General features: G+C 68.1%; 26 protein-coding genes. 10 read left to right on the forward strand and 16 right to left on the reverse strand.

Going from position 1 to position 26,995, the window contains the following annotated elements; all coding sequences use genetic code 11:
- Nucleotides 1–26: 26 nt before the first annotated feature.
- The 7 genes from B0I29_RS09710 (at nucleotide 27) to B0I29_RS09735 (ending at nucleotide 8,630) form a co-directional block, all read left to right on the forward strand.
- Nucleotides 27–1,397 (forward strand): FtsK/SpoIIIE domain-containing protein, encoded by a 1,371-nt coding sequence (locus B0I29_RS09710; protein ID WP_245972380.1) that lies wholly within the window; start codon nucleotides 27–29, stop codon nucleotides 1,395–1,397.
- The gene (locus B0I29_RS09715; protein WP_111648539.1) at nucleotides 1,394–1,894 is read left to right on the forward strand and encodes a hypothetical protein; all 501 of its coding nucleotides are present in this window, start codon (nucleotides 1,394–1,396) and stop codon (nucleotides 1,892–1,894) included. Before B0I29_RS09710 ends, B0I29_RS09715 begins: the two co-directional genes overlap by 4 nt.
- The gene (locus B0I29_RS09720; RefSeq protein WP_245972382.1) at nucleotides 1,891–3,696 is read left to right on the forward strand and encodes a replication initiator; all 1,806 of its coding nucleotides are present in this window, start codon (nucleotides 1,891–1,893) and stop codon (nucleotides 3,694–3,696) included. The genes B0I29_RS09715 and B0I29_RS09720 overlap by 4 nt, the downstream gene beginning before the upstream one ends.
- Entirely contained in the window at nucleotides 3,689–3,871 is a 183-nt protein-coding gene (locus tag B0I29_RS09725) for a helix-turn-helix transcriptional regulator (protein ID WP_111648540.1), read from the forward strand. The genes B0I29_RS09720 and B0I29_RS09725 overlap by 8 nt, the downstream gene beginning before the upstream one ends.
- Entirely contained in the window at nucleotides 3,868–5,307 is a 1,440-nt protein-coding gene (locus B0I29_RS09730) for a tyrosine-type recombinase/integrase (protein WP_245972384.1), read from the forward strand. Before B0I29_RS09725 ends, B0I29_RS09730 begins: the two co-directional genes overlap by 4 nt.
- Nucleotides 5,308–6,123: 816 nt before the next feature.
- Nucleotides 6,124–6,783, forward strand: coding sequence for a hypothetical protein (locus tag B0I29_RS45165; RefSeq protein WP_146616755.1), 660 nt, complete (start codon nucleotides 6,124–6,126; stop codon nucleotides 6,781–6,783).
- 623 nt (nucleotides 6,784–7,406) lie between these two features.
- Nucleotides 7,407–8,630 (forward strand): hypothetical protein, encoded by a 1,224-nt coding sequence (locus B0I29_RS09735; RefSeq protein ID WP_111648541.1) that lies wholly within the window; start codon nucleotides 7,407–7,409, stop codon nucleotides 8,628–8,630.
- Here B0I29_RS09735 and B0I29_RS09740 read toward each other — a convergent pair.
- The 14 genes from B0I29_RS09740 to B0I29_RS09805 form a co-directional block, all read right to left on the reverse strand.
- The gene (locus B0I29_RS09740) at nucleotides 8,611–9,285 is read right to left on the reverse strand and encodes an MOSC domain-containing protein (protein WP_111648696.1); all 675 of its coding nucleotides are present in this window, start codon (nucleotides 9,283–9,285) and stop codon (nucleotides 8,611–8,613) included. The genes B0I29_RS09735 and B0I29_RS09740 overlap by 20 nt on opposite strands.
- A 46-nt stretch (nucleotides 9,286–9,331) precedes the next feature.
- Nucleotides 9,332–10,345, reverse strand: coding sequence for an LLM class flavin-dependent oxidoreductase (locus B0I29_RS09745; protein ID WP_111648542.1), 1,014 nt, complete (start codon nucleotides 10,343–10,345; stop codon nucleotides 9,332–9,334).
- Between the two features lie 83 nt (nucleotides 10,346–10,428).
- On the reverse strand, nucleotides 10,429–11,685 hold the full coding sequence (locus tag B0I29_RS09750; RefSeq protein WP_111648543.1) for an MFS transporter: 1,257 nt from the start codon (nucleotides 11,683–11,685) through the stop codon (nucleotides 10,429–10,431).
- A gap of 131 nt (nucleotides 11,686–11,816) precedes the next feature.
- Nucleotides 11,817–12,704, reverse strand: a complete 888-nt coding sequence (gene htpX, locus B0I29_RS09755; protein ID WP_111648544.1) for a zinc metalloprotease HtpX — start codon at nucleotides 12,702–12,704, stop codon at nucleotides 11,817–11,819.
- A gap of 99 nt (nucleotides 12,705–12,803) precedes the next feature.
- Nucleotides 12,804–13,979 (reverse strand): hypothetical protein, encoded by a 1,176-nt coding sequence (locus B0I29_RS09760; protein WP_111648545.1) that lies wholly within the window; start codon nucleotides 13,977–13,979, stop codon nucleotides 12,804–12,806.
- Entirely contained in the window at nucleotides 13,976–14,503 is a 528-nt protein-coding gene (locus B0I29_RS09765; protein WP_111648546.1) for a SigE family RNA polymerase sigma factor, read from the reverse strand. The genes B0I29_RS09760 and B0I29_RS09765 overlap by 4 nt, the downstream gene beginning before the upstream one ends.
- Nucleotides 14,500–15,690 carry a hypothetical protein gene (locus B0I29_RS09770; RefSeq protein ID WP_111648547.1) on the reverse strand — a complete coding sequence of 397 codons (1,191 nt, stop codon included), beginning with the start codon at nucleotides 15,688–15,690 and terminating at the stop codon, nucleotides 14,500–14,502. The genes B0I29_RS09765 and B0I29_RS09770 overlap by 4 nt, the downstream gene beginning before the upstream one ends.
- On the reverse strand, nucleotides 15,690–16,196 hold the full coding sequence (locus tag B0I29_RS09775) for a SigE family RNA polymerase sigma factor (protein ID WP_111648548.1): 507 nt from the start codon (nucleotides 16,194–16,196) through the stop codon (nucleotides 15,690–15,692). Before B0I29_RS09775 ends, B0I29_RS09770 begins: the two co-directional genes overlap by 1 nt.
- Nucleotides 16,197–16,696: 500 nt before the next feature.
- A complete protein-coding gene (locus B0I29_RS09780; RefSeq protein ID WP_245972386.1) occupies nucleotides 16,697–18,157 on the reverse strand; it encodes an NADH-quinone oxidoreductase subunit N in 1,461 nt (486 codons plus the stop codon).
- Entirely contained in the window at nucleotides 18,154–19,662 is a 1,509-nt protein-coding gene (locus tag B0I29_RS09785) for a complex I subunit 4 family protein (protein ID WP_111648550.1), read from the reverse strand. Before B0I29_RS09785 ends, B0I29_RS09780 begins: the two co-directional genes overlap by 4 nt.
- Nucleotides 19,662–21,587: an NADH-quinone oxidoreductase subunit 5 family protein gene (locus B0I29_RS09790; RefSeq protein WP_111648551.1), complete on the reverse strand. Its 1,926-nt coding sequence runs from the start codon at nucleotides 21,585–21,587 to the stop codon at nucleotides 19,662–19,664. Before B0I29_RS09790 ends, B0I29_RS09785 begins: the two co-directional genes overlap by 1 nt.
- Complete coding sequence (gene nuoK, locus B0I29_RS09795) at nucleotides 21,584–21,955, reverse strand: NADH-quinone oxidoreductase subunit NuoK (protein ID WP_111648552.1); 372 nt, start codon at nucleotides 21,953–21,955, stop codon at nucleotides 21,584–21,586. The genes B0I29_RS09790 and nuoK overlap by 4 nt, the downstream gene beginning before the upstream one ends.
- A gap of 1 nt (nucleotide 21,956) precedes the next feature.
- Complete coding sequence (locus B0I29_RS09800; RefSeq protein ID WP_111648553.1) at nucleotides 21,957–22,514, reverse strand: NADH-quinone oxidoreductase subunit J family protein; 558 nt, start codon at nucleotides 22,512–22,514, stop codon at nucleotides 21,957–21,959.
- Nucleotides 22,511–23,158 (reverse strand): NuoI/complex I 23 kDa subunit family protein, encoded by a 648-nt coding sequence (locus tag B0I29_RS09805; protein ID WP_111648554.1) that lies wholly within the window; start codon nucleotides 23,156–23,158, stop codon nucleotides 22,511–22,513. Before B0I29_RS09805 ends, B0I29_RS09800 begins: the two co-directional genes overlap by 4 nt.
- Before the next feature lie 107 nt (nucleotides 23,159–23,265).
- On the opposite strand from B0I29_RS09805, the gene B0I29_RS09810 reads away from it, so the two are divergent.
- Nucleotides 23,266–23,835: a Uma2 family endonuclease gene (locus B0I29_RS09810; RefSeq protein WP_111648555.1), complete on the forward strand. Its 570-nt coding sequence runs from the start codon at nucleotides 23,266–23,268 to the stop codon at nucleotides 23,833–23,835.
- On the opposite strand, the gene B0I29_RS09815 is transcribed toward B0I29_RS09810, so the two are convergent.
- On the reverse strand, nucleotides 23,832–24,791 hold the full coding sequence (locus B0I29_RS09815) for a complex I subunit 1/NuoH family protein (RefSeq protein ID WP_111648556.1): 960 nt from the start codon (nucleotides 24,789–24,791) through the stop codon (nucleotides 23,832–23,834). The genes B0I29_RS09810 and B0I29_RS09815 overlap by 4 nt on opposite strands.
- Nucleotides 24,791–25,399 (reverse strand): NADH-quinone oxidoreductase subunit C, encoded by a 609-nt coding sequence (locus B0I29_RS09820; protein ID WP_111648557.1) that lies wholly within the window; start codon nucleotides 25,397–25,399, stop codon nucleotides 24,791–24,793. Before B0I29_RS09820 ends, B0I29_RS09815 begins: the two co-directional genes overlap by 1 nt.
- 64 nt (nucleotides 25,400–25,463) lie before the next feature.
- Between B0I29_RS09820 and B0I29_RS09825 the strand changes: the two genes are divergently transcribed.
- Both B0I29_RS09825 and B0I29_RS09830 read left to right on the forward strand, forming a co-directional pair.
- Nucleotides 25,464–25,988 carry an RNA polymerase sigma factor gene (locus tag B0I29_RS09825; RefSeq protein ID WP_245972388.1) on the forward strand — a complete coding sequence of 175 codons (525 nt, stop codon included), beginning with the start codon at nucleotides 25,464–25,466 and terminating at the stop codon, nucleotides 25,986–25,988.
- A complete protein-coding gene (locus tag B0I29_RS09830) occupies nucleotides 25,985–26,995 on the forward strand; it encodes a hypothetical protein (RefSeq protein ID WP_111648559.1) in 1,011 nt (336 codons plus the stop codon). The genes B0I29_RS09825 and B0I29_RS09830 overlap by 4 nt, the downstream gene beginning before the upstream one ends.

Genomic DNA, 26,995 nt, shown 5'->3' on the forward strand with positions numbered 1-26,995 from the left:
ACATAATCCGGGGCGAAACGATCCCCGTGGCCCCGCTCAACGTACGCACGCCGATCGTCAAGCTCCCGATCTGGCTCGTCGTCACTTGGGAGATCATCAAGGCGGTCGCCAGGCTCGTCACCACCTACGTCCGACACTGGTACGCCACGCTGCCGATCACGCTCCTGACCGCCCTCTACGTCGTCTACGGCTGGCAGCGGCTCGCTCTGGTTGTCGGCGGGGTCGCGCTCGTCGCAACTGTATGGGCATTCGCGCACCGGCCGTCGTGGCTGCGGTTCGGATGGTGGCCGATCCTCGCGAGGGTTCGCAGGCTGGTCTACCGGCGGCGGTGGATGGCCGCGATGGTCACCGCAAAGCTGTCGATCTCGTACGACAAGCGCACGATCATCCCCGAAATCGTCCGGGTCCGGTGCCGGGCGGCCTGTGATGAGGTCACGGTCCGGATGGTGACTGGGCAGATCCCCGATGACTTCGCCAAGGCTTCCGAGCGGCTCGCCCACACCTTCGGGGTTCGCCAGGTCAAGGCCGTGCCCGGATCGACTTACGCAACCGTGGTCCTGGTTCTCATGCGCGGCGACGCTCTGCAAGAAACGGTGCCGCCTCTGCCGGTGCCGGACCTGCCGGACTTCACCGCTCTGCCCATTGCAGTGCAGGAGGACGGCGACCTGTACCGGATGCGACTGTTCGGCACTCAGGTGCTGATCGTCGGGGCTACCGGCTCGGGTAAGGGCTCGGTGATCTGGTCCATCGTGCGTGCCCTCGCCGGGGGCGTGGCGGCCGGCGTGGTCGAGCTTTGGGGCCTGGACCCCAAGGGCGGCATGGAACTCGGCATCGGCCGGCCGTTGTTCGCCAAGTTCGCCTCGCGCGACTTCGCCGAAATGGCCGACCTGATCGAGCAGGCGGCAGCCAAGGCCCAGCAGCGCGCCGCACGGCTGGCCGGCCGAACACGCCAGCACACCCCGACCGAGGACGAACCGCTGATCGTCCTGGTCATCGATGAGCTGGCGAACCTGACCGCCTACCTGACCGAACGGCAGCTCAAAGATCGGATCAAGGCCGCACTCGGCATCGTCCTCACCCAGGGCCGCGCGGTCGGCGTGCACGTCGTCGCCGCGATCCAGGACCCCCGCAAGGAGGTGCTGCCGGCACGCGGACTGTTCCCGACCCGCATCGGACTGCGCCTCTCAGAGCCCGCTGAGGTCGACATGGTCCTCGGCGACGGTATGCGTGACCGTGGCGCCCTCTGCGACCGCATCCCGCAGACCCAACCCGGCACCGGCTATGTCGTCCTAGAAGGCGACCCGACACCGATGCGGGTCCGGCACACCTACTGCGACGACGACACCGTGCGCGACATGGCCGACCTGTACGGCGAACCGGTCGGGGGTGCGGCATGAAGTTGCACGTGGAACGGATCGAGGGCCTGACGCTGGCCGCCATCCTCACCACCGTCGCACTGGCCGCGGGGTGGGCATCCTTCTCCCACGTTCACGACTGGACCATGCGCCACACTCCGGCCGGCACTCTGGACGCGTTCGGCTGGGTGAACGCGGTCATCTCCGAACTCGTCCCGGTCGCGGCGCTGCTGACCATCAAGCGGCGCCGCCGGACGGGGGCGCCGATCGGCTACCCACTGTTCCTGCTCGTCGCGGCCGGCACGCTGTCGCTCTCCGCTCAACTCGCCGTCGCGCAACCCAGCCCGTCCGGTTGGCTGCTATCCGCAGTGCCAGCCCTGGCGTTCATGGCCCTGGTCAAGCTGGTCTTCACCGGCACCACTCCGGCGCCGGCGGAGCAGCACACGCCCGCTGTCCCGGTACCGGCGGCCGTAGCGGCCCCGGTCAAGCCGATCACTCGCCCCAACGGCGTCCCTGTCATCGGGCAGGTGACCCGTTGACCGCTCCGACCCTGCCCACCCCGGCCGTGACACCGACGCCTCGGCCGGGCTCCAGGGCCGCCCGCCTCGCCCTGCCCCGCGCCACCGACGCGCTCAAAGACCTCGCCATCGACCACGGCGTCTGCATTCGCCCGATCGCACTGCGCCGCACCGACCTGACCACCGGCAAGACCGAACTCGTTGACCTGCCCTGCGGCGCCACCCTCGAAGTCAAATGCCCGCCCTGCGCCAAGCGAGCACGCAGGCTGCGGCAGGTCCAGATCCGCGAGGGCTGGCACCGCACCGACGAACCGCTCCCCGCACCGGCCCTCGCCACCCCACGGCAACGCGACCTCATCACCGCACGGGCACACCTCGAATTCGAGCGGGCCGCACTCCAACTCGCTGCGATGGACCCGGACGACAGAACGACGGAGCTCCACCGCATCGACACCGCGATCGGGGCAGTAGAGCAGGAGATAGCCGCCGAAGGACTGCGCGGCAGCATTGCGCCCAGCCACGCCAGCGACGACCAAGTCGGCGACGACAACGCACCTCGACGGGTCCGGTCCACCAAACGGCGGCCAGACGTGCCCGAGCTGCCTCGGCAGAAGGTCGACCCCCGCACCGTCGGCCGCACCTACACCGGCCCGGACGGTGTTGAGCATCGCCCCTCGATGTGGCTGACCCTGACCCTGGACAGCTACGGACCGGTGCACTCGATCCACGCTGGGCGCTCGTGCGCCTGCCGTCGCCGACACACCGAGGACGATCCGCAGCTCGGCACACCGGTCGACCCGGCGCGGTATGACTACCGGCGCGCAGCCTGGGACGCTGTCCACTTCCCCCGATTGCTCGATCGGTACTGGCAGAACCTGCGTCGAGCGGTCGGTTGGAACGTGCAGTACGCGGGCTGTGTCGAGCCGCAACGGCGCCTCGCTCCGCACGCGCACTTCGCCATCCGGGGCACTGTTCCCCGAGCGATGCTGGAACGCGTCGCCACTGCGACCTATCACCAGGTGTGGTGGCCGGACGCCGATCGGCTGAGGTACCCGATCGATCGGCCGCCGGCCTGGGATGCCAAGGCCGAAACGTGGGTGGACCCGGACACCAGTCGGGCGCTGTCGACCTGGGCTGAGGCTCTGGATGCGATCGACGACGATCCCGACGCTGAGCCAGCGCACCTGGTCCGCTTCGGTGCCCAGGTCAAGGCCAAGGGCGTCGACCCTGGTACCCGCGTTGCCGAGCGGACGATCGGCTACATCACGAAATACATCACCAAATCCGCGGTGGACTGCCACTCGACCAGCGGCGACCCGCAGCGCGCTCACCTCGACCGGCTCTGGCACGAACTATGTGTCACCCCGTGCTCGGAGCGATGCGCGAACTGGTTGCTCTACGGCGTCCAGCCGAAAAAGGCGCACGGGCGACTCCGGCCCGGCCATTGCAAGGGACGTGTGCACCAAAAGACCACCCTCGGCATCGGTGGCCGACGTGTGCTCGTCTCCCGTGACTGGTCCGGCAAGACTCTCTCCGATCACCGCGCCGACGCCCATGCCTGGGTCAAGGCCCTGCTCGGCGTGATCACCGATGACACGGAACCCAGCGCGGAAAAGCCAGCAGTCGCCTGGGAAATGGCCCGCAACGACGATCCCGACTTACCCCCGCTCGAACACCGACTCCTACGAGCGATATCTCAGCGCATCCAACGCCGCGCGCAGCTGAACACCGCTCGGCAACGCGCCAGCGGTGACCCACCGACAGCTCCTTTGGCAACCGGCCAGGCGCCCGACCAACGCGGAGGGGAACAGAGCAATGGATGAGCTGCTGACCGTGCCGGAAGTGCTCGCCGAACTGCGGGTGCCTCGGTCGACCTGGTACCAGTGGCGGCAGACGGGTCGGGCACCGCGCGTGTTCAAGCTGCCCAATGGTGAGCTGCGGGTCCGACGCTCGGTGTTCGAGGACTGGCTCACTGGCCTCGAAAGCGATGCGGCATGAGGAGCTACCAGGTCCGTATCTGGGATATCGGCAAGCGAACGATCCGGAGCAAGCTCTGGTACCGGGTCCGCTGGTCCGTGGAGGGCGCCGCCCGGCCGTTCGAGGAACTGTTCGCCAAGAAGGCGCTCGCCAACTCGTTCCGCTCGGAACTGGTCAAGGCCGCGAACGACGGGCAGCCGTTCGACACGGAGACCGGCCGCCCCATGTCAGAGATCCGCGCCCTCAACGCGGTGACCTGGTACGTCCACGTCCGCGAGTACATGAAAGCCAAGTGGCCCCGGCTGGCCGCCAAGTCCCGCCGGGGCACGGTGGAGGCACTGACCGATGTCACCGCGATGCTGACGGCCAAAAGTCGACGCGGGCGCCCAGACAAACAGGTTCTTCGCGAGGCCTTGTACCGATACGCGCTCAACCCGATGCGCTGGGATGAGGAGGTTCCGGAGACGCACGCCGCCGCGCTGGCCTGGCTCGAACGCTCCTCGATCTTGGTCACGGAACTGGAGACAGCGGCGACCGTGCGCCGGGTCCTCGACGGGCTCTGCATTCGGCAAGACGGCACGGCTGCTGCTGCCAGCACGATCAGTCGAAAGCGCGCGATCTTCTACAACGCCGTGGGCTACGCCGTCGAGCTGGGCCGCCTCGACGCCAATCCGATTGACCCTCTCCAGTGGACCGCTCCTCAGGTCGCCTCGGCCGTCGACCGCCGGGTGGTAGCCAACCCCACCCAGGTCAGTTCGCTCCTCGATGCGCTGGAATCGCTCGGCAAACGGGCCGACCGGGTGCGGGCGTTCTTTGGCTGCCTCTACTACGCCGGTACGCGCCCGTCGGAAGCGGCTGATATTCGGCAACCTGACTGCGAGCTACCGGGCCGCTGCCTGGACTGCGATACCGATCTGCCCGACGTGACCGCGCCGCCGCGGGGCTCGTGCCAACACGAGAAGATCGAGTACGGCTGGGGCCGGATCACCTTGGCGGAAACCGCACCCCGATCGGGCACCGCCTGGACCGACGACGGCAAGCCTCACGAGCGACGCGGTCTCAAGCACCGGGCTCGCCACGACACCCGCGTTGTGGCGGCCCCGCCCCAGCTGGTTGCCCTGCTGCATCACCACATCACGGAGTACGGCGCGGCTCCTGACGGCCGGCTTTTCCGCGGCCTCCACGGCGGTCCGCTCTCCGAGTCGGTCTACGACCGGTGGTGGAAGATGGCCCGTCGCGCGGTGTTCACTCCGCACCAGGTCGCCTCGCCACTGGCGAAGCGCCCATACGACCTCCGCCACGCCGCCGCCTCGCTCTGGCTAAACGCCGGCGTTCCGGCAACCGAGGTCGCCCGGCGACTCGGGCACAGCGTCGCGGTGTTGCTCCGGGTCTACGCCAACTGCATCGACGGCGGCGAGGATGGTGTCAACGATCGCATCCATAACGCACTCAGGTAGCGTGCAGTTCCGGTAGCTTCTGGACCTTGTCGGTCGCGATCTTCCATTGATCGGGCCGACTCCTTGTTCGAGCCTTAACTCGCCAAGTCCTGGACGGTACGAATTGGCCCGCAACCAACAGAGCGAACCCCGATGCTCTCGCGTCCCCCTTAGTGACCACACGAAGCGTCGCCTATGGTCCGAATCGGGAGGCTACTGCGCTAATCCGGCCTGCGAGATCGCCCTCTTCGACACTGACAACAGTGTCGACTTCGCGGAAATGGCGCATATTATCGCAGCATCCAAAGGTGGGCCGCGCGACGACAAAGGCGTGACCCTGACTGCGGATGAGCGAGCGAATTCCGATAATGTCGTTGTACTCTGCGCAAATTGCCACACTAAAGTAGACAAGGTTCCAGGAAACTATCCCGCCACGCTACTTCAATCTTGGAAAAGTAGACACCAAGATGAACTACGCCGAGCTTTTGGAACTCCCGAATTCACTGACCGGAAATCCGCGCGCGCATTCATCGAGCCCTTGCTAGAAGAAAACCGTGCAATATTCCTACGATACGGGCCTGCGGACGGCGTTTTTTCTGAGGCTCGCGCTAGCCAGTGGAGCCGACATGCCAAGGGGACAATCATACCCAACAACGCCAGAATAAAGCGCGTACTACAAAGAAACAACGCACTACTCGACCCAAGCGAGCGTCGTGTCGCCGAGGAATTCTCAATTCACGCCCTAGAATTCGAGGAGCGCCACCTGTTCGATGATTGGACCGCCGGCTCTAGCCGTTTTCCGGCCGAAATGGATGACGTCCTCCGAGGAGATGCACGGTGACTATGCGGGATTGGGCGGCCGGAAAACTCCGAGAGGACGGGTACCCCACTGTCACACCAGTAGGCGTGCACGGTTTACAGATCAACCGTAAGGCGCTACCGCCAGCCTTCGTCTACTGCGTGGAAAAAAAGGGGAATCTCTCTTTTACTGCCAGAGATCTGGATGACGCGATCCGCGAAATGCCAACAGCCGAGGCTTTCCTGCTAATAAGGCGTTCCGCCGATGGCAGCGCCTACGAGATGGCAGAGACACGTGGCGTCCTCCTTGCTCGCATGGGTGACTTGAAGGGAGCCCTCCTCCGGAGTCCGAGGATCTCCGAATACGTCAGCTCCGAACAACAGTACGTTCACAATAGGCTCAACTCAAATTGGCACGTCGCAAATACACGGCGTTGCGGCGAGTTCACCTATGAAGTCAGTCGTAAGGGCGGCCTTAGTCCGCTCGTCGCAATCTTTTACTCCGACTACGAGCTAACCTCAGACAGCGTCTACTCACTCTTGGCAGCTGAGCCTCGGGTACCAGTCGATGCAATCGTAAACACCAATCCTAGCTGCCGCGGGTTCGCGTCCGAGGTCTACGAGGCCGGGAAAGTATCCAATACAAAGATCCTGCTCCTAACAGATTTCCTGAAAAGCCTGGGCCTAGAATGGAAATGATCGATCGCTGGCCACATCTTCGGGCACTCTACAAGGAGTTGAGCAAATACCCATTCGTCGAGGCGTGGCTATTCGGTTCAGCCCTAGTATCACCCATTCCGGAAGACATCGACGTATTGCTCATGTATAGCAACCGGGATAACATCAAGGCACTTCGCGAGGCCGACTACTGGCGAGACTACGTTCCACCAATCCACATCATTGCTATGACCCATAGCGAGGAGATGCACTACCACTTCAAGACCGTAACCAGGGCCGTACGGTTGCTACCGGCCGCGGGACTGCAAGCAGGCAGTACGGGAACATGACGGGAACATACCCGCGATGGCTACCCATCGCCGACTAGATGCGCAGGTCGGGCCATTGTCGATCTTGCCTTCAGGCGCTCCCTGTAAATCCGTCGCGAAAGCTTCGAAGGTTCGAATCCTTCACCCGCCACCACTGGGAAAAGAAGCCCCCGACCAGGCGTTATGCCGGTCAGGGGCTTTTTTCATGCGTATCACTCGGTCTCCGCCGGAGCTGATCAAAGCTGGCTCGCCCGGTGTTCGCTCGGTGTGTGAGGCCATACAACCCACCCCTGTGAAGTCGCGTCTATTTAGTGGGCAGCAGAACGGGGAGCGGGGATGGACAAGGACTTTCTGGTGGACGACGAGGATTGCGGGGCGCTGCTGTTGCGGCCGCTCGGCCACGGGACACCGGACGGGGTGGCTCGGGTTGACGTCGCCAAAGCTATGCGGGACGGCCTCAGGGCTCGGCGAGCGCGGGCCTGGTCGACCGCGGTGGCGGTCACCGCTGGGGTCGCGGTTGTGGTCACCGGTGGGTTGCTGGTGTTGCGGCCGCAGAATCAGGCGTTGCCGCCGGTGCTTCCGGCGGATCCCAGCGTGCCTGCGTCCTGCACCGCCTCGGCGCTGCCTGCAGGCGACGCGAAGTCGGCTGAGGTCAACGCTGGGGATCCGAGTGGCCGCTATCTGGTCGGCGCCTCCGAGCCGGTTGAGGGCGGGGACCACAACGTGCTGGTCTGGCGGGACGGGAAACTGGTCGCGGATGTGGCGTACCAAGGTCCTCGGGTTTCGATGACGGACATCAACGCGTCCGGGGTTGCGGTCGGGGCCACCACCGGCGGGGTCACGCTTCCGTACGCGTACGAAAGCGGCAGGGTGACCCGGATGAAGGGCGCGGGTAACGCGGTCGCGATCAACGACGCGGGCATCGTCGCCGGTGACACCGAGCCGGTGATCAAGGATCCGCAGCCGCAGCGATGGGCCTCGTGGGACGCCGAGCCCGAGCTGATGCCGATGCCGGCGGGGATGACCGCCGGGCAGGCCTTCGACATCACCGAGGACGGCACGATCCTGACCTCGCTGTGGAGCCGGAACGTCGGCGGGATCTATCTCTGGCATGCGGACGGGACTGTCGAGAAGGTCGAGCCCCCGAAGGCCGCTCCGGGGCACGAGGTGTTCGCCGGGCCGCTGGCGTTCCATTTCGGCTGGCTCTACGCCGAGGTACGCACACCGTCGCTGAACAGCAGCGAGTCGACGCCCGAAGCGAGGACCGTCGGGTCGAACTACCGGTATGACCCGGCGAGCAGGACCTGGCAGGACCTCGGCACCAAGTCGTACTCCGTGCAGGTGCCGGCCGTGCAGCGCCGAGGCGGCGGTTTCCTCCAGAACAAACCGACCGTTTACGTCGGCAAGAAGGTTCTCACGCTGCCACCGCTGGCGAAGTACGACGACGACGCTTTCAAGGTCGCCTTCATCAGTGCGGACGCCCGCGTCGTGGCCGGCTCCAACCTGAGTGGCGTCGCCGCCGAACGCCCTGTCCTGCCGATCATCTGGCGGTGCCGGTAGTCCGGGACAGGCGTTCCTCGATCTCCCTGCGGGCTGACGGGGGCAGGGAGTCAGCGACCAGCAGCCGGGACAACCGGCTCGGGTCGTGCATGTAGATATCGAACGCCTCGGCCACGGTGAGACCGTGACCGGGGCGTTCGGTCACTTCCACCCGGTCGCCGGCGCGGATCTCACCGGGTTCCAGAATCCGCAGGTACGCCCCGGTGCGGTTGGCCAGGGCGAACCACTTCGTCCAGCGCTGCTCGCCCATCCGGTGCTGGAACGTGGCGCACGGGATCCGGCCGAAGGTGGGCTGCAGGACCACGCCGGACGGGAAGGTCCACCGTTCGCCGATCACCGCACCGACCAGGTCGAGGCCTTCGGTGGTCAGGTTCTCGCCGAAGAGCCCGTTCGGCAGCTCCCGCCCGAGCTCCGACTCCCACCAGGCGTAATCCTCCCGGGCGTACGCGTAAACGGCCTGATCGTCACCGCCGTGGTGCTCGACGTCGCCGATGTAGTCGCCGACCACGCCGCTGTGCAGCCCGGTGGTTTTCTCCCCCGGTGGCCGCACCGTGATGGCGTGGTCGATCGGGCGCTTGCCGATGCCGGTCACGCCGACGGCCTTGGCCGGGTTGGGCTCGGCCGAGCCGACGTTGACGGTCAGAACAATACCGATACTCATGAATACGACTCCACCACGACCGGTGAGCGGCGGCAAACGATTACAGGCCCCACACCTTCGCGATCCGGGCCAGGCTGTCCTTGCGGGTCGCCGGGTCGTACACCGCGCCGGCCAGGATCAGCTCGCTCGCTCCGGTGCGTTCGACAAGCGTGTCGAGGCCGGCGACGACCTCATCGGCGGTGCCCGCGTACTGGGTGCCGGGCAGCGAGTCGAGGACGGCGCGGTCCATGTCGGACAGTTGCCGGGTGGCGGCGGTCTCCGGCGAGACCATCGGGCCGAGCCGGCCGGTACGCAGACTGAGCGCCATGATCCGGCTGGGCCCGGCCAGGTACTGCGCTTCCTCGGTGGTCTCGGCCGCAAGCACCGAGGCGCTCACCATGAGATGCGGCTCGGGGAAGCGTGCCGACGGCTGGAATCCGTTCCGGTAGAGCCGGGCCGCACTGTCCACGTCGGAGCTCATCGCGAAGTGGTACGCGTAACAGAACGGCAGACCGAGCGTCGCGGCCAGCTGAGCGCCGTACGTCGAGGAGCCGAGAATCCAGATCTCCGGGAAGGTCTCCGCCGCCGGGGTGGCCGAGAGCCGGGCCGGCGCGGATCCGCGAACGTCACCGAGCAGCGCCATCACGGTCTGCAGGTGATCGGGGAACTGCTCCACGGTGAGGTAGGGCGAGACACCCCGCAGCGCGGCCGCGGTGGCCTGGTCGGTGCCGGGCGCCCGGCCGATGCCGAGGTCGATCCGGTCCGGGTACAGCGCTTCGAGCAGGGCGAACTGCTCGGCCACCACGAACGGCATGTGGTTCGGCAGCATCACGCCGCCCGAGCCCACCCGGATGTCGCGCGTGTTGGCGGCGACCGCACCGATCAGCACCGGCGGCGTGGTGGACGCGACGGCGGGCATGTTGTGGTGCTCGGCGACCCAGAATCGGGCGTACCCAAGCTCGTCCGCGGTTTTGGCGATCTCGATCGTGCCTCGCAGGGCGTCGGCGCTGCCGTGGCCTTCCCTGACGGTGGCGAGGTCGAGGACGGAGAGCGGGACGCGGTTCGGAGCGCTCATGACGGAATCCGTTCTGAAGATTGCAGTAGGTCGAAACCCTCCCCGAACGTAGCTCGGCTCGCACCGAGTGCAAGTGATACCGGCTACTTGAGGGCTGCGGCCAGGTGCGCGGCGGCCACCCGGTCCGCGCGGGCCATCGAACCTTCCGGCATCGCCGCCACCGCGGCCGCCACCAGCACCACGCCGCCCGCGAACGCGAACGCCCAGGGCAGTCCGCCCGGCTGGTCGACGATCACGCCGGCCAGCGCGCCTCCGGCCGCGCTCCCGGAGACCGAGACGGTCACCATCCAGGTGTACGCCTCGTTCAGCATCCCGGCCGGGGCGAACCGTCCGACCAGGCTGTTCTCCACGGTGAGAGCCGGCGCGATGGTCGCCCCGCCGATCACCAGGGCGGCACCGAGCCAGAGCGGGCTCGGCATGAGCCCCAGCACCGCGAAGCTCGACCCGACGGCCGCCAGCAGCCAGGCGAACTGCCGGGTCAGGGTCATCGCCGGGCGCCGGGTGCCGAACCAGATGCCACCGAACACGCTGCCGACACCCCAGACGCCGAGCAGGACGCCACCCAGCGCCTCTCCCCCGCCGTGCTGCGATGCGTACGCCGGGACGATCACACCGGCCGCACCGAACGCGATGCCGAGAGCGGTGACACAGAGCAGCAGCTGCGGGAAGCCGCCCGAGCGCAGCGGGCCGAGACCCTTCGCCGCGTGCTCACCGCCGGCCGCCGTGCGGCGCCGCATCACCGGCAGCCGGGAGATCCACACGGTGCCGGCGAACGTCGCCGCCGCAGCACTGATCAGCGCCGCCGCCGGCTCGCCGCTGACCACCATGAACACCGCGACCAGCATCGGGCCGAGCACGAAGACCAGCTCGAAGAGCGACGTCTCGGCCGCGAGCGCGGCCGATCGCAAACCAAGACCACCGGTGGTCACCGAGGTCATATCGGTCCAGGCCCTGCGGATCGCCGCGGTCAGAGGAGGGTACGTGGCACCGGCCACCGCGGTCGCCGTGAAGATCCATGGGAGTGCGTTCGCACCTCCGCGGCTGGCCAGGATCAGCGCGCCCAGTGCGAGCGGGTGCAGCACGGCCGTCGCGAGCAGGATGGGCCCTGGGCCGATCCGGTCGGCGAGACGGCCGGCGATCGGGCTCAGCGCGGCGCCGGCCAGCGCGTACACACCACCGGCCAGGCCGGCCGCGGCATACCGCCCGGTGGCCTGTTCGACCAGGAGCAGCAGGGCCAGCGGGGTCATGCCGATGCCGAGCCGGGCCAGGATGCCGACGGCCAGCAGGACCTTTCCGCCCGGGAGTTGCCACACGCCAAGGTACTGACGCAACGCGGTCACGGGCGGGACCTCCGGAGTTGATCGGTAACGACTGAAACGCGTTCCGACGCTAACTCCGAAGCATTGATCAATGGAAATGAAATACGCCCGTGGTGTCAGGACTCACCACGGGCGTATCCGTTAGCTTCCGGTCATTGCCGGTACGGGCGTGCCGCGCTTCCGCTGAGCGACGCCTGCTCGTGCAGACGGCGGATCCGCTCCTGCATCGGCGGGTGCGTGGCGAACAGCGACGACAGGCCGCCGGCCTTCAGCGGATTGGCGATCATCAGGTGTGCGCTACTGGCGAGTTGTCCGTCGGCCGGCAGAGGCATTTTCTGCGTACCGTAATGGATCTTCTCTAGAGCGCTGGCAAGCGCGAGAGGGTCGCGGGTGAGCGTGGCGCCGGAGGCGTCCGCCTGGAATTCGCGGTTGCGACTGATCGCGAGCTGGATGATCGACGCGGCGAGCGGGCCGAGGATCATCATGAGCAGCAGGCCTGCCGGGTTGGGGCTGTCCTCGTCGTCCGAGCTCAGGAACGGCAGGAAGAACGCCAGCTGCGCGAGCATCGTGATGATGCCGGCCAGACCGGCAGCGACGCTCGAGATCAGGATGTCCCGGTTGTAGACGTGCGACAGCTCGTGGCCGATGACTCCGCGCAGCTCACGCAAGGTCAGCAGGCGGGTGATCCCGACGGTCACGGCGACCGCTGCGTGCTCCGGGTTGCGACCGGTGGCGAACGCGTTCGGCTGCGTCGCGGGCGAGACGTAAAGGCGCGGCATCGGCTGCCCCGCCTCGCTCGCCAGCTCGCGAACCATCCGGTGCAGCTCGGGGAACTCGGCCTCGCTGACCGGTCGTGCGCCCATCGATCGCAGCGCGATCTTGTCGGAGTAGAAGTAGCTGATGGCGTTGGTGGCCAGCGAGACGATGACGGCGAGCACGAGGCCGCCGCTGCCGCCCAGCCAGTAGCCCACGGCCAGGATCAGACCGGTGAGCAGACCCAGCAGAGCGGCAGTCTTGAGGCCATTGTTATGGCTGGACAACGTTCACTCCTTCGGTTTGCGAGCTTGTGGCCCGCATCCGAGAGAACGTCGGCGACCTGCGCTTTCATCCGGTTGGCGCTGTGAGTTCGCTGGGGGGTTCTACCGGCAGCTCCAGATGATCGGGTCGGGCGGGTTGTTGTCGCTGGCCGTCAGGCTGAACTTGTTTCCGGCCACCACTTTGGCGTTCTCGCTGATGAAGTCGACCGTGTAACCGTCGTCGGGTGTCTCGGTCATATCCGGCAGTTCGAGGATCTGCCGGCCGACGAACACCTGGGGAATCTCGGACTGGAAGCCGCCGATGTTGGTCGGGGCGGGAACGTGCGCCTCCCAGGTAGCGGCGCTGACCTGCTGCCAGGTCCGTGTCGGCACGTGATACCGCTGGATTCCCGAATCAGACCTGCCCGCCGCACTGGATTGACCGCCTCGAACCTCGGCGTACAGCCATCCGAAATGGAACGCGATCGGCTGCACATTGCTGCGGTCGAGCCGATCGGGCCCGGCGATCGGCTCGACCGATCCGTCGGCGTGCCAGAGGAACGCTTTCTCACCCTTGGTCGTATAGAACGAGGTGACGACCGTGCCGTTCTCGTCGATGTCCACCGTCCGGCCGCCGTTCGCGCCGGCCGGCACCGGCATCACCTCCGGCTCGGCGTCCGGTGACGCCCAGCGCTGCGGCGCGGCCTCGCCACGCTTCTCGTAATTGCCGGCGATCTCGCCGGCTTCGTTGATCGCGATCGCGGTCCCGTCACCCTTGAGGCGGGTCACCTTCCCATCCCGCAGAAAGAACGGCAGGCTGGGCATCTCGGCGGTGCCACCGACCGCGATCCCGGATCCATTAATGTCCGACATCACCGGCATTCGCTCGGGAGTGGGCACGGAAGCGGTCAACTCACCCTTTTCCCAGACCAATACCGTACGGGATTCAGCACCGGCCCACGAGTTGGTGGTGCCGACCAGGTACGTCCCGGTGGGGTCTCCACCGGTCACCTCGGCCGACGCCGCCTTGCCGAACTCCAATTTCTGCGCCACGCAGGACGACGGCTTGACCGGGTCGGGCGGCAGGGCGGGCAACACGTGCTCGGTGGTCGGGCGCAACACGAGCGCGCCGGCGGTGGCCACGACGGCTGTTATCACCGCCGCCGTCGAAACGGTCCGCACGCGGCGGGCTCGCCGGCCGTCGCCCATCGCCTTGGCGACGTTGATCCGGCTCGGCCCGTCCGGGACGCCGGTGTCCAGCGGCCGCAGCAGGCTGGTTCCGTATTCGTCGTCGTTCACCGCGGTCCTCCTTCGCCGTTCGGATTGGCCGGGACGGGGTCGCCGATGATCCGGCGCAGGGCGTTGAGTCCGTGGGAGGTCTGGCTCTTCACGGTGCCTTCGGAACAGCCGAGGATCTGGGCGACCTCGGCGACCGGACGGTCATAGAGAAAGCGCAGGACCAGGACGGCCTGCTGTTTGGGCGGTACCTGTTTCAGCGCGGCCCGCAGCATGGTGCGGTCCTCCAGGCCCGCTGCCTTTTCTGCCCGCTCCTCGGGAATCGAGCCGAACAACCCGACCCGCCACCAGCCCCGCCGTTTCTCGTCCAGGAACGCTCGGACGATCATCGTGTGCACGTAGGCGTCCACATTGTCGGCACGGGAGATCTTCGACCAGCGCGCGTACAGCTTGGTGATCGTCTCCTGCACCAGGTCATCAGCCTGGTCCCGGTCGCCGCTGAGCAGGTACGCGAGCCGCCTCAGCGCCGGAAGACGCCCGTTCACGTACGCCAGGTATTCGTCGTCGGCCGTGCTGTCGCGGCTCATCGGCAACGCCAGATGATCGGGACGACCGGGCGGTCCGCAGCGACGCCGCTCATGTTCGATCCCGCGATGACCTGGGCGTCCTCGCTGACGGACTCGATCATGAAGGAGTCATCGCCGTACTTCTCGACGGTCGGCAGCTCGAACATCTCCTTACCGATGTAGACCTTCGGCCTGGGCCCGAGGGCCTGTGGTCCCCCGGCCGGCAACTGGGCGCTGTACGGCTCATCGTTGATCTTCTGCCAGACCTTGCTGACCGGGTCGTAACGGAAGAGCGACTGGATTTCGTCAGTGCCCGCCACCGCGTAGACCCAGCCGTATCGGAAAGCGATCGGCTGGACGTTGACGGGCTGCTCGATGTCCATCTCCGGAGCCCCGATCGCCTCGATCTCACCGTCGGCGTGCCAGAGGTACGCCCCCCTCGTCGATGCCCGTGACGTATAGGACCCGGTGAACAGCGCGGTGAGGATGGTGCCGTCCTCGGTGATGTCGTAGGCGGCCCCGCCGGTGATCCCGTCCGGCAGCGGCATCGCCTCAGGCTCGGCGTCCCACGACGACCAGCGCTGCGGATGCGGCTCCTCCGTCACGTGCTCGGTGTCACCGGCGATCATGCCGGCGTCGTTGATCGCGATCGTGGTGCCGACGCCTTTCATCGGGCGGACCTTGCCGTCCCGGTACGCGTACGGCTTGATGGTCCCGGCATTGGTGCTACCGACCGCCTCGCCGACTCCGTTGATGTCCTTCATCTCCACGCGCGGGCCTTCGTACTCGACGTCCGCGACCAGCTTGCCGTCCTTCCACACGAGCAGGTCGAAGTCGCCCTCGAAGACCGGCTCGGTCGCGCCGACCAGGTACGTCCCGGACGGGTCACCGCCGGTCACCCCGGCTGACGTGGCGTCTCCGACCGGCAGAGTGTCCACTGTGCAGGCGGCCGGCAGAGCGACATCCGCCGGAAGCACCGGTTGCGGCAGGTTCTCGTCGTTGTGCCGGGGTGGCGTCAGCACCAGCATGCCGGCGGTGACGATCGCCGCCATCCCGGCGGTGACGGCCATGGCTGTCGACCAGGTTCGCAGCCGGCGAGCGCGCAGGCCGTCGCCCATCGCCTTGGCGACATCGATCCGGGTCGGTCCGTCCGGGTTTCCGGCTTTCAGCGGCTGCAGCAGAAGTACGCCGTAGTCTTCGTCGTTCATCACAGTCCGCCTTCCTGGATTTTTACGGCCGGGAAGAGGTTCGCGGCGTGAGCGGTCGGGCCCAGGATTCGGCGTAGTGCGCTGAGGCCGTGGGACGTCTGGCTTTCGACGGTGCCCTCGGAGCACCCGAGGATCTGTGCGACGTCGGCGACGGAGTGGTCGCCGAGAAAGCGCAGCACGAGTACGGCTTGCTGTCTGGCCGGGATCCGCCTGAGCGCAGTCCGCAGCATGGGTGCTTCTTCTTCTGCCCGCTCCGGCGGGGCGGGCCGGTTGGTACGCCGCCACCAGCCCCGCCGTTTCTCCACCAGGAACGCCCGGACGATCGCCGTGTGCACATAGGTGTCCACATTGTCGGTGCGGGAGATCTTCGGCCAGCGCGCGTACAGCTTGGTGATCGCCTCCTGCACCAGGTCGTCGGCTTGGTCCCTGCTGCCGCTGAGCAGGAACGCCAGCCGTCTCAGCGACGCCAGCCGCCCATTCACATAAGCCAGATACTCGTCGTCCATCCCCGCTCCCCGTTCTGCAGCCCATTAGATAGACGCGGGTTCACACGGGTCGGTTGTATGCCTCGATCCGATTGCCAGAAGACATCGGGACGCTCCAGTCGCCGCCGCCGCCCGCCGCGTAGGCCGCGTAGGCCGCGCAGGCCGCGTGAGGTCCCAAGATCGCGCAGACCGTGCGCGTGTCGATTTAGGGTTCGATCCGCACCCGAACTCGACACACGCGCAAGAAGCCGCCCGCCTGTGTCGAATTGAGGTGCGCCAGCGACCGGCTCGCGCTCACGGTCGTGTTTGCCGCCTCCGCACGACCACAACAACAAGCCGAACCGCAACGGCTCGCGCTTACGGTCGCTTTCCCGGCCTCCACACGACCCTAAGCACAAGCCGGCCCTGCGTGGCTCGCGCTTGCGGTCGCTATTTCGGCTTCGGTGCGACCGCGAGCACAAGCCGGCCCCGCGATTGGTCGGCCCGCGGGTGGGTGGCGGTGGGTCGGGCGGGTTGGTGGGTCAGGTTAGGGCGTTCAGGAGGAGTTGGGGGGCGAAGCCCAGGGCCACCGCTGCCGTCACCGCTGCTGCTACCGCAATCGCCACCGGGCGTGGGACCGGCAGGTGGGGGTGGATGGCCTCGTCCAGCAGGACCGGGTCGGCCACGGAGAAGCCGACTCTCGGCGGCAGCGTGTACAGGGCTGCCGACACCCGGACGTAGTAGGCGAGGGCGATCACCGCGTTCAGGACGACTACGCCGGCGAGCCAGGTCCAGTTCGCGTCGATCAGGGCGTCTACCACCGAGAGCTTTGCGAACAGCCCGGCCAGGCCCGGGGGCAGGCCCGCCAGTCCGGCGAAGGCCAGGATCAACGCTGCGCCCAGCCAGGGGCTGCGGCGGCCCGCGCCTCGGAAGTCGGCCAGGGTGCCGCCGTCCCCGCCCTGCGGGCGCAGCGCTACGACCACGCCGAACGCGACGAGCTCCAAGACCACGAAGAAGCCCGCGTACGCGAGAGCGGCCACCGCGCCCGGTTCGCCGATCGCCAGGGCGGCCAGGATGTAGCCGGCCTGTGCCACCGATGACCAGGCGAGCAGGCGGACCATGCGGGTCTGGCGGAGAGCTACCAGGTTGCCGATCGTCATGGTCAGGATGGCGAGGATGGTGACCACGGCACGGGTTTCCAGGCGGGACACCACGGTTACCAGGGCCAGGATGCCGCCCAGCTTCGAGGCGGTGGACAGATAGGCGGCCACCGGCACCGGGGCGCCGTCATAGGTGGCGGGTGCCCAGGCGTGCAGGGGTACCGCGGCCACCTTGAAAGCCAGCCCGATCACCAGCAGAGCGGCGCCCACCCCGGCGATCGGCGCGAACACGGATGCTTGTGCCGGGCCGAGCGAAGCCAGGTGTACGACGCCGGTCGCCACGTAGTTGAGTGCTACGCCGAGCAGGGCGATCGCCGTGGAGACGACGCTGATCAGGAAAAACGTCAGCGAGGCGGCGGCCGGGTCGGAGGTGACCCGTTCGGTGGGGGCGAAGCGGCGCAGGCCGACCAGGACGTACAGCGGCAGGGTCAGCGTCTCCAGGCCGACGATCAGGGTGATCAGGTCGCCGGCGTACGCGACCGTCACGCCGCCGGTCATCGAGCACGCCAGCAGGAAGCAGAACTCGCCGGCCGGTGCCGTGCCGATCCGCAGTGCGGGCAGCGAGAACGCCAGAACGCCGGCGGTCAGGCCGGCGAAGAGTACGGCCGTCGTCGCTGCGGCGCCGGTGGGAATCCAGGAGCAGCCGCCGGTGGCGCAGAAGGTGGGTTCGGCGTTCGCGGCCAGGACGGCGCAGACCGCGGTGGCGAGGGTGCCGAGCAGGGTGACGCCGGTGATCGCGGCGCGGCGGCCGGTGAACAGGTCGGCGAGCAGGGCGAGAATCGCGGTGCCTGCCGCCGCATAAAGCGGCAGAAGAGCGAAATGTCCGACGCTCTGGCTACTCACGGGCGGGCTCCGATCAGGCTGACGATCGGGATGTCGGTTCCGGACAGGACCAGCGCCGGCATCAAGCCGATCACCAGGCTGAGCACCACCAGCGGGCCCCACGCAACCCATTCCACCAGCGATATCGAGTGGCGCGATGCGCGTACCCCTGGGGTTGACGGACCGTGAGTGACGCGCCGGAGCAGGCGCAGGAAGTAGGCGGCGGTGAGGGCGCCGCCGCAGGCGGCGATCACGGCGAGGGTGACCCAGAACGGGCCGCCGGCCTGGACCGCGGCCACCACCGCGAACGCCTCACCCCAGAAACCGGCCAGACCCGGCAGGCCGAGCGACGCGATCGCGGCGAAGCCAAGCAGGCCGGCCAGGCGCGGTGCCTGTTCGCGCAGGCCGCTGAGCTGGTCGAGGGAGCCGGTGCCGGTGCGGTCCTTGATCGTGCCGACCAGGAAGAACAGCAGGCCGGTGATGAGGCCGTGCGCCACGTTGCCGATCAGCGCGGCCTGGATGCCGGTGACCGTCAGGGTGGCGATGCCGAGCAGGACGAAGCCCATGTGGCCGACGCTGGAGTACGCGATCAGCCGTTTCAGCTCGCGCTGCCGCAGACAGATCAGCGAACCGGCGATGATCGCGACGACGGCCAGGACACCGAGGACCGGAGAGGCCCATTCGGCGCCCTGCGGCGCTACGCCGAGACCGACTCTGATCAGTCCGTAGGTGCCCATCTTGAGCAGTACCCCGGCCAGGATCACCGAGCCGACAGTGGGCGCCTCGGTGTGTGCGTCGGGCAGCCAGGTGTGCAGCGGCCAGAGCGGCGCCTTGATCGCGAAAGCCACCGCGAGCAGGGCGAAGACCAGGCACTGCGTGTTCCGGCTCAGGTCGAACGAGCCGGTCAGGTCGCCGCTGCCGGTCTGCGACACCACGGTCACCACGCCGATCAGCAGCAGCACCGAGCCGGCCAGCGTGTAGAGGACGAACTTGCGGGCCGCCGCTCGCCGCTCCGGTCCGCCCCAGCCGGCGATCACCGCGAACATCGGCAGCAGGACGACCTCGAAGAAGATGAAGAAAAGGATCAGGTCCAGCGCCAGGAAAGTGCCGAGGACGCCGACTTCCAGAACCAGGAGCAACGCGGCCAGGGTGCGCCCGGCGCCACCTTCCGGGACCTTTTTGACCGTGTACGCACAACACAGCACCGTAAGCAGCCCGGTAAGCACCACAAGCGGGTACGAGATCGCGTCGACACCGAGGTGGAATTGCAGCCCGAGCGACGGCACCCAGTCGGCCTGGACCCGCACCCACGGGATCAGTGCCGGCACGGGTCCGTAGGAGAACCAGCCGAACTCCCGGGGCGCCGCCACCGGCAGGGCCAGCGTCAGCAGGAACGTGACGCCGGCCAGCCCGGTCGCGAGAACCCGGGCGGCGCGATCCCGGCGGGCCGGAACGGCGAGAACGGCGACCGCCCCGACGGCCGGGACGGCCAGCAGCGCGATCAAGAGGATCTGGGCGGCATCCATCAGGCCAGCGCTCCCACCCACGCGACGATGCCGAGCACCAGAGCGCCCAGGCAGACCAGCAGAGCCGCCGCCGGCAACGCCACCCGGTGTCCTTCGGCGAAGACTCCGCCGAGGTTCCGGGTCCCCTCGCCCGCGCCCATCACCGCGGCGTCGACGACATGCTCGTCGGCGGCGGTGAAGAAGCGGGCCAGCACCCGCACCGGCACGACCACGAGCCGGTGCTGGACGGCGTCCAGGTGGAAGCCGGCCGCGAAGAGCGGGCGGGCCCGGCCCAGCGCCAGTGCCGGGTCGACGCCGGGAACCGCCCACCAGATCCACCACGCCGAGACGGCGCCGGTGACGAGCAGCAGCATCGGCAGGGCGACCGCGACACCGAGGTGCGGGTCTTCGAGCTCCAGCGAGGTACGGAAACCGGGCGCGTAGGCGGCAAGGCCGAGTAACGCCGACGGGACGAGCAGCACGAGAAGAGGCCCGCGCATGGCCCACGGCGGGTCGTGCGGCGTCGACGGAGGCTGATAGCGGGCATCGTCGAAACCGATCTCCCAGGCCGGCCCGTCCGGACCGTGTGCGCGGGAGACGCCGAAGAAGGCTCGGAGCAGCAGGCGGGTCGCGTACCAGGCGGTGATCCCGACCGCGAGCAGCGCGGCGAGCCAGACCACCCAACCGGCCCAGACCGGAACAGCTTCGCTGCCCTCGGTGGCGTGCGCGGCAGCGGTCAGCACGGTCTCCTTCGACCAGAAACCGGCGAGCGGTGGCAGCCCGGCGAGCGCGCCCAGGCCGATCACGAACGACGCGAACGTCACCGGCATGTGCGCGCGCAGGCCACCCATCCGGGACAGGAACCCGGTGCCGGCCGTGTGGATCACCGCGCCGGCCGCGAGAAAGAGCAACGCCTTGAACGCGGCGTGGGTGAGCAGGTGGAACAGCGCGGCGGCGGGCGAGCCGACGGCCAGCGCGGCGGTCATGTAACCGATCTGGGAGACCGTCGACCAGGCCAGCACCCGTTTCAGGTCGTCCTGCGCGGTCGCGGCGAGCGCGCCGAGCAGAATCGTGATCGCGGCCATCACGCCGAGCACCGCGAGGGTGGCCGGCGACTGTTCGAAGAGCGGGTACAGCCGGAAGACCACGTAGACGCCGGCCGCGACCATCGTGGCGGCGTGGATCAGGGCGGAGATCGGGGTCGGGCCGGCCATCGCGTCCGGCAGCCAGGTGTGCAGCGGGAACTGGGCGCTCTTGCCGGCCACCCCGGCCAGGATCAGCAGCAGTGCCGCGGTCAGCGTGCCGGCGTCGTAGGGGAAAGTCAGCACGTCGGAGATCCGGGCGCTGCCGGCCTGGGTGATCAGCACGGCGATGCCGAGCAGGAAGCCGACGTCACCCACCCGGGTGACCAGGAAGGCCTTCACCGCGGCGGCGGGCGCTTCCGGCAGCCGCCGATCGTGGCCGATCAGCAGGTAGGAGCAGGCGCCCATCACCTCCCAGCCGATCAGCATGAAGATCAGGTCGTGGCTCGTCACCACCAGCAGCATCGCGCCGGTGAAGAGGCTGATCTGGGCGGCGTAGGGCGCGTACCGCGGGTCGTCGTGCAGGTAGGTGACCGAGTAGATCTGCACCAGCAGCGCGACCAGGCTGACCGCGAGCGCCACGTAGACCACGGCCGGGTTGATCGCGACGCCGAAACTGACCGCGAGCGGGCTGTTCAGGCTGTCGCCGAAACTGACGATCTCCAGCCCGGTCTCGAACGGGTCGCCCTGCCAGAACAGCAGCCGGATCGCGAGGGCCAGCGCCGCTGCCGCCCCGGCGATGCCGAGGGCGGCGGCGATCTTTCTGCGTGGTCCCTGTCCGTCGCCCGGCGGCAGCAGGAGTCCGAGCAGGCCACAGAGCAGGGGTACGAGTGGAAGCAGCGGCCCGGCGACGTCGACGCTCACCCGGCGATCCGTTCCTCTTCGGCGTCCAGCCGCACGTCATCGGTGATCACGGCGTTACGCATCCGGTAGTACTGCAGCACGATCGCGAGCCCGACACCCACCTCGGCGGCGGCCAGCACGATCACGAAGAGGGTGAAGACGCCGCCGGTGCCGGGTGCGGCCGCACCCGGGTTGGCCCACGCCTCGATGACGACACCTTCCAGGGCGGATCGCAGGCTGACGTCCGCGGTCACGAAGATCAGGTTGACCGCGTTGAGCATCAGTTCGACCGCCATCAGCACCAGGATCGCGTTCCGCCGGCGCAGCACGCCGTAAACGCCCAGGCCGAACAGGAGAGCGCCGACCACGTACGGAATGACCACGTGCATGTCAGGCGTCCTCCGTTTCGGGCTCTGTCGCCGGCTCCGGCTCGGGCTCCGGCTCTGCCTGTCGCGCGCCGATGTCGGGGCGGGACAGCACGATCGCGCCGACCAGGGCGGAGAGCAGCAGGATCGACAGCACCTCGAACGGCAGCACCCAGGCGCCGAAGATCTGCTCGCCGACCCGCTCGGCGGTGCCCGGTTCCGGCTCCGGGTAACGGACCCAGTGGAACGCGTCGGCGAACAGGCCGGCCAGGCCCAGGCCGACACCGCCGCCGATCAGGGCGGCTGGGAAGACCGGGCGGTCCAGGTCGGCGGACGGGCCGATCGGCGCTCGGGTCAGCATCACCGCGAACAGCAGCAGCACGACCACCGCGCCGACGTAGACGAGGACCTGCACCCAGGCGACCAGCTCGGCGCCGAGGACCAGGTAGAGGCCGGCGATCGCGCCGAGGCTCACCACCAGGTAGAGCCCGGCCCGGACCAGGTGTTTGCTGGTCACCACGAGCGTGCCGGAACCCACCGCGAGGGCACCGAGCGCGAGAAGCAGCACGTCGGAGACGGTCACTGCTCCCGCTCCGGGTTCGCGCCTGAGCCGGGGGCCCGGTCGGGGGCCGGACCTGCGGTTGGGGGGCTCGTCGTGCGTACCGAAGAAGGTCTTGAGGTCTTGGCCGCAGTGGCCGCGCCGGGGCCCGCGGCCTTGCGTGCCGCGGTGGCCTCCTCTTTGCTCGGCTCGCCGAGCACGTCGTGAGCCGGCGGCGGAGGAACCGTGCGCATCCATTCACCCAGCCGGTTCTTGTCGTGCAGCAGGGAGAGGACGTCGGTTTCGGCGTATTCGAACTCGGGCGTCCAGTGCAGCGCGTCGAACGGGCAGACCTCGATGCAGATGCCGCAGTACATGCAGAGGGCGAAGTCGATGTCGAATTTGTCGAGCACGTTGCGCTGGCGGGAGCGCGCGGCGCCGGGGACGACGACCTCTTCCTTGTGCGAGTCGATGTAGATGCACCAGTCCGGGCACTCGCGAGCGCAGAGCATGCAGACCGTGCAGTTCTCCTCGGAGAGCGCGATCACGCCGCGGGAGCGCGGGGGGAGATCGGGCTGGACGTCCGGGTACTGCTGGGTGGTGGACCGCTTGGTCATCGTCTTGAAGGTGACCGCAAGCCCGTCGAGCAGTCCCTTGCCAGGCACGTCGCGGTCGCCGTTATCAGTCACAAGGGCATATCCTGCCCGCTCCGGGCGGGTGACGCGACCTCGGGCTCGCCGGTTTTTCGGGTACCGTCGGTGGGACGGGTGACATGACCCCTTCCCCGGAGGCCGCTATGACCGCTGCGATCGAGTTCCCGCGCGCTGGCGGCTGGACCACTGAAGATCTTGAAGATCTACCCGATGACGGCTTGCGCCGCGAGTTGCTCGATGGAGTGCTGCTCGTGTCACCCTCCCCCACAGATATTCATCAAATCATCGCCATGCGCCTCGGTGTCGCACTCGAAGAGAGCTGTCCGAATGACCTTCAGGTGACGCAGGGCGTGGAGATCAGGCTCAGTCCGACCCGGTCGTTCATTCCGGACGTGCAGGTGGCGACGGACGAAGCGGCCCAGCGCCGCGGGCGTTATTACACCCCGAAAGAGATCATCCTCGCCGTCGAGATCGTGTCGCCGACGTCGCTCGCCATGGACCGGGTCACCAAGCCTGCGCTCTACGCCTCCGCGGGGATCCCCTACTACTGGCGGATCGAGACGACCAACGGGATCGTCGTGCACGCGCAGAAGCTGGACCCGGAGTCCGGGGTCTACCTTCCGGTCGAGCTCTTCGACGCCCGGATCCGCACCGTGGAGCCGTGGCCGATCGACATCCCGATCGAACGGCTGACGCCCCGCCACCTGCGCTAGGTCAGGGATTTCACCGCTACGGTCAGGACCAGCTGGGCCAGGGCGGTCGGGACCAGGATCAGCCAGCAGAGGCGTTGCAGCTGGTCCTCGCGCAAGCGCGGGTAACTCACCCGGATCCAGATGATCACGAAGGACAGGGCGAAGACCTTCAGCATGGTCCAGAGCCAGCCCAGCTGATCCGGGTTCGGGCCGTGCCAGCCGCCCAGGAACAACACAGTGGTCAGGGCGGCGATCACGACGATGCCCACGTATTCGGCGAGCAGGAAGAACGCGAAGCGCAGCCCGGTGTACTCGGTCATGTACCCGAAGACCAGCTCGGAGTCGGCGATCGGCATGTCGAACGGCGGGCGGCGGATCTCGGCGAGGCCGGCGATGAAGAAGACCAGCGCGGCCGGCGCCTGCCAGATCAGCCACCACGGACGCCACGCCTCGACGATGCCGGGCAGGCTCAGCGTGCCCGCCGCCATCGCGACGCTTGCCGCCGACAGCACCAGCGGCAGCTCGTAACCGAGCAGCTGGGCGGCGCCGCGAACGCCGCCGAGCAGGCTGTACTTGTTCGCCGACGACCACGCCGACATCAGCACGGCCACCACGCCGATCCCGAGCACCGCCAGGACCAGGAACAACCCGATGTCCAAGCTCTGGGCGACCAGGCCGCCGGGTCCGAGCGGCACCATCAAGAGCACCACCAGGTACGGGAACAGCGCCACGATCGGAGCGAGCCGGAAGACGACACGGTCCGCGTCCCGTGGAGTGACGTCCTCCTTCTGTACGAACTTCACCCCGTCGGCGACGAGCTGCGCCCAGCCGTGGAAGCCGCCGGCGTACATCGGGCCGAGCCGGCCCTGCATGTGCGCCATCACCTTGTGCTCGGCCTGCCCGACAACAAGCGGCAGGACCAGGAAGGCGGCCATCACGGCGACGACCCGGATCAGCAGGTCGAGCCAGAGCGGCATCAGGTGGCCTCCCGTGCTTTTGGTCCCCACTCGTTCGGGTCGGGGACACCCGGCGGGCGCATCGGTGCGCGTTTTGCGGTGCCGGCCTCCGACTCGCCCGGCTCCTTCGCACCCGGCCACGGTTTGGCCACCCGCGAGGCCAGCACGAACTCCTTGCGCAGCGGATGCCCCTCGAACCCCGGCGGCAACAGCAGCGGGCGCAGGTCAGGGTGGCGGGCGAAGGTGATGCCGAACATCTCGTGCGTCTCACGCTCGTGCCACGCGGCGCCCGGATAGAGGTCCACGAGCGACTCGATCTCCGAATCGGTACGCGGAACCCGGGCGCGCAGCAGCACCCCGTGCTTGCGTCGCGTCGACCAGAGGTGGGCCACCACGGTGAGCCCCTCGTCCAGCTCGTCCACGGCGGAGAGCCAGTCGAAGAAGTCGCAGCCGATCGCACCCGGGTCGAGGGCCACCTGAGCGGCGTGCCACCAGCGGGCCGCCGACACGTCGACCACGGCGCGGGCGTGCCCCGGCCCACCACCGGAGACACCGGCCGTGACGGTGCCCGAGGGCTCGTCCGTCGTGAGCAGGGCGACCAGGCGGTCACCGACCTCTTCGGGCGTCATGGGCCACATCCTATGGTCCTCGAAGGCTTCGCAACGTTCCGCCGGGCACAGGCGTGTATTCCTCGTGACCGCCATCGTCGAACCGGAGACACCCATCAACGCCCGAGACGACCCGCCCTCGTTCGACGAGGTCTACGCCGCGCACTACACGGACCTCGCTGTGCAGCTGTACGCGTACTTCGGCGATCGGCAGGAGGCTCAGGACGTCGCTCAGGAGGCGTTCTGCCGCGCTCTGGCCCGGTGGAACAGCATCGCCGAGTACGACGATCCGGTCGCCTGGATCCGCCGGGTCGCCTGGAACCTGGCGGTCAGCCGGTGGCGCCGGGCGCGTACCGCATTGAACTTCCTGAGCCGGCAGCGTCCGGCCGAACCACAGACCGACGGGCCCGACCCATCGCGCGTCGCGCTGCTGGCCGCGCTCGCGACGCTGCCGCCCACGCAGCGGCGGGCCATCGTCCTGCACTACCTCGCTGACCTGCCGGTCGCCGAGATCGCGGCGCGCGAGAGGGTCGCCGAGGGGACCGTCCGATCCTGGCTGTCCCGGGGACGTGCCGCGCTCGCCATCACGCTGAAGGGGGTGTCGCTGTGACCGACATGCTGGATGAACTCCTCGCCGACCTGCGGGAGTCGGCGGTCCGCGAGATCCGGCCGCCGGGGGCTGCGGCAGCGCGGCGGACGGTTCGGCGGCGCCGGGTGACCGGTGCGGTGGCGGTGGGGTGTGCGGTGCTCGTGGCGATCGTCGGCGGGTTCTCCCTGATCCGCGGGCCGGCGGCGGCTCCGGTCCTGCCGGCGGTTTCTCCGACGGCTTCTCCGGCGCCTTCCTTCAGTGCCGCGGAACGGCTCGCGAGAGTCGCCTACCAGAGGATCAGGACCGACCAGCCCGCTCTTGAGCAGGTCGGACCGGTTCAGCCGATCGACATCCAGAAGCGGGTGTACCTGACCCGGCTCACCCTCACGGTGGCCTGCGCCGGCACCGGCCAATTCACCCTGGTGGTGACAGGCGACGTTTCGGGCGACCGGAACAACACCTTCAAAGACAAAGAATTGGTACGCGTAAAGGTCCCCTGCAGCGCCGATCCATCCCCGATCACCCGCAAGATCAACGCGAACACTCTGCCCGAGCTGACGTTCGAGCTGGAGGGGACGAAGAGCGCCGTCGAGAAGGCCGGCTACGCGTTCCGGCTCACCGGCGACGGTGATGCGCCTCTGGCTCCCGACGACGAGACGGCCAGCGTCGACAAGGCTCTCGGCGTGAATTTCGAAGCGCCCACGACCGTGCGGGCCGGCGGCGGCGCCCCGGAGGACGAACCCTTCGACGGCAAGTTCCACTTGGGTGGCCAGGATGCCGAATTCCCGGCCGATGAGCGCTACACGCTCGCGCTGGCCTGCCGGGGCGAAGGCACCTACGCTCTCCAGATCCGCCGCGGCGGCACCGGAAAGATTCTCGCCGAGCACTCGGTCCAATGCTCCTGGCCACCGCGGCGGAAGAACTTCGAGGTGCCCGGCGCGCTCGGCAAGAACGTGGAGTTCTGGAGCCGATACGAAGCGCCGCCCTCGGAAGTGGCCGAGACCGGGTGGGCGCTGCACATCCGGTGA

Origin of the sequence: Actinoplanes lutulentus (genome assembly GCF_003259845.1) — a bacterium.
GTDB lineage: Bacteria > Actinomycetota > Actinomycetes > Mycobacteriales > Micromonosporaceae > Actinoplanes > Actinoplanes lutulentus.

Excerpts from the sequence above, each read along its gene's own strand:
- B0I29_RS09715 (WP_111648539.1), top strand. The coding sequence starts at position 1,394 with ATGAAGTTGCACGTGGAACGGATCGAGGGCCTGACGCTGGCCGCCATC.
- B0I29_RS09725 (WP_111648540.1), top strand. The coding sequence starts at position 3,689 with ATGGATGAGCTGCTGACCGTGCCGGAAGTGCTCGCCGAACTGCGGGTG.
- B0I29_RS09730 (WP_245972384.1), top strand. The coding sequence starts at position 3,868 with ATGAGGAGCTACCAGGTCCGTATCTGGGATATCGGCAAGCGAACGATC.
- B0I29_RS09735 (WP_111648541.1), top strand. The coding sequence starts at position 7,407 with ATGGACAAGGACTTTCTGGTGGACGACGAGGATTGCGGGGCGCTGCTG.
- B0I29_RS09745 (WP_111648542.1), bottom strand. The coding sequence starts at position 10,345 with ATGAGCGCTCCGAACCGCGTCCCGCTCTCCGTCCTCGACCTCGCCACC.
- B0I29_RS09765 (WP_111648546.1), bottom strand. The coding sequence starts at position 14,503 with ATGAGCCGCGACAGCACGGCCGACGACGAATACCTGGCGTACGTGAAC.
- B0I29_RS09770 (WP_111648547.1), bottom strand. The coding sequence starts at position 15,690 with ATGAACGACGAAGACTACGGCGTACTTCTGCTGCAGCCGCTGAAAGCC.
- B0I29_RS09775 (WP_111648548.1), bottom strand. The coding sequence starts at position 16,196 with ATGGACGACGAGTATCTGGCTTATGTGAATGGGCGGCTGGCGTCGCTG.
- B0I29_RS09785 (WP_111648550.1), bottom strand. The coding sequence starts at position 19,662 with ATGGATGCCGCCCAGATCCTCTTGATCGCGCTGCTGGCCGTCCCGGCC.
- nuoK (WP_111648552.1), bottom strand. The coding sequence starts at position 21,955 with ATGCACGTGGTCATTCCGTACGTGGTCGGCGCTCTCCTGTTCGGCCTG.
- B0I29_RS09810 (WP_111648555.1), top strand. The coding sequence starts at position 23,266 with ATGACCGCTGCGATCGAGTTCCCGCGCGCTGGCGGCTGGACCACTGAA.
- B0I29_RS09815 (WP_111648556.1), bottom strand. The coding sequence starts at position 24,791 with ATGCCGCTCTGGCTCGACCTGCTGATCCGGGTCGTCGCCGTGATGGCC.
- B0I29_RS09820 (WP_111648557.1), bottom strand. The coding sequence starts at position 25,399 with ATGACGCCCGAAGAGGTCGGTGACCGCCTGGTCGCCCTGCTCACGACG.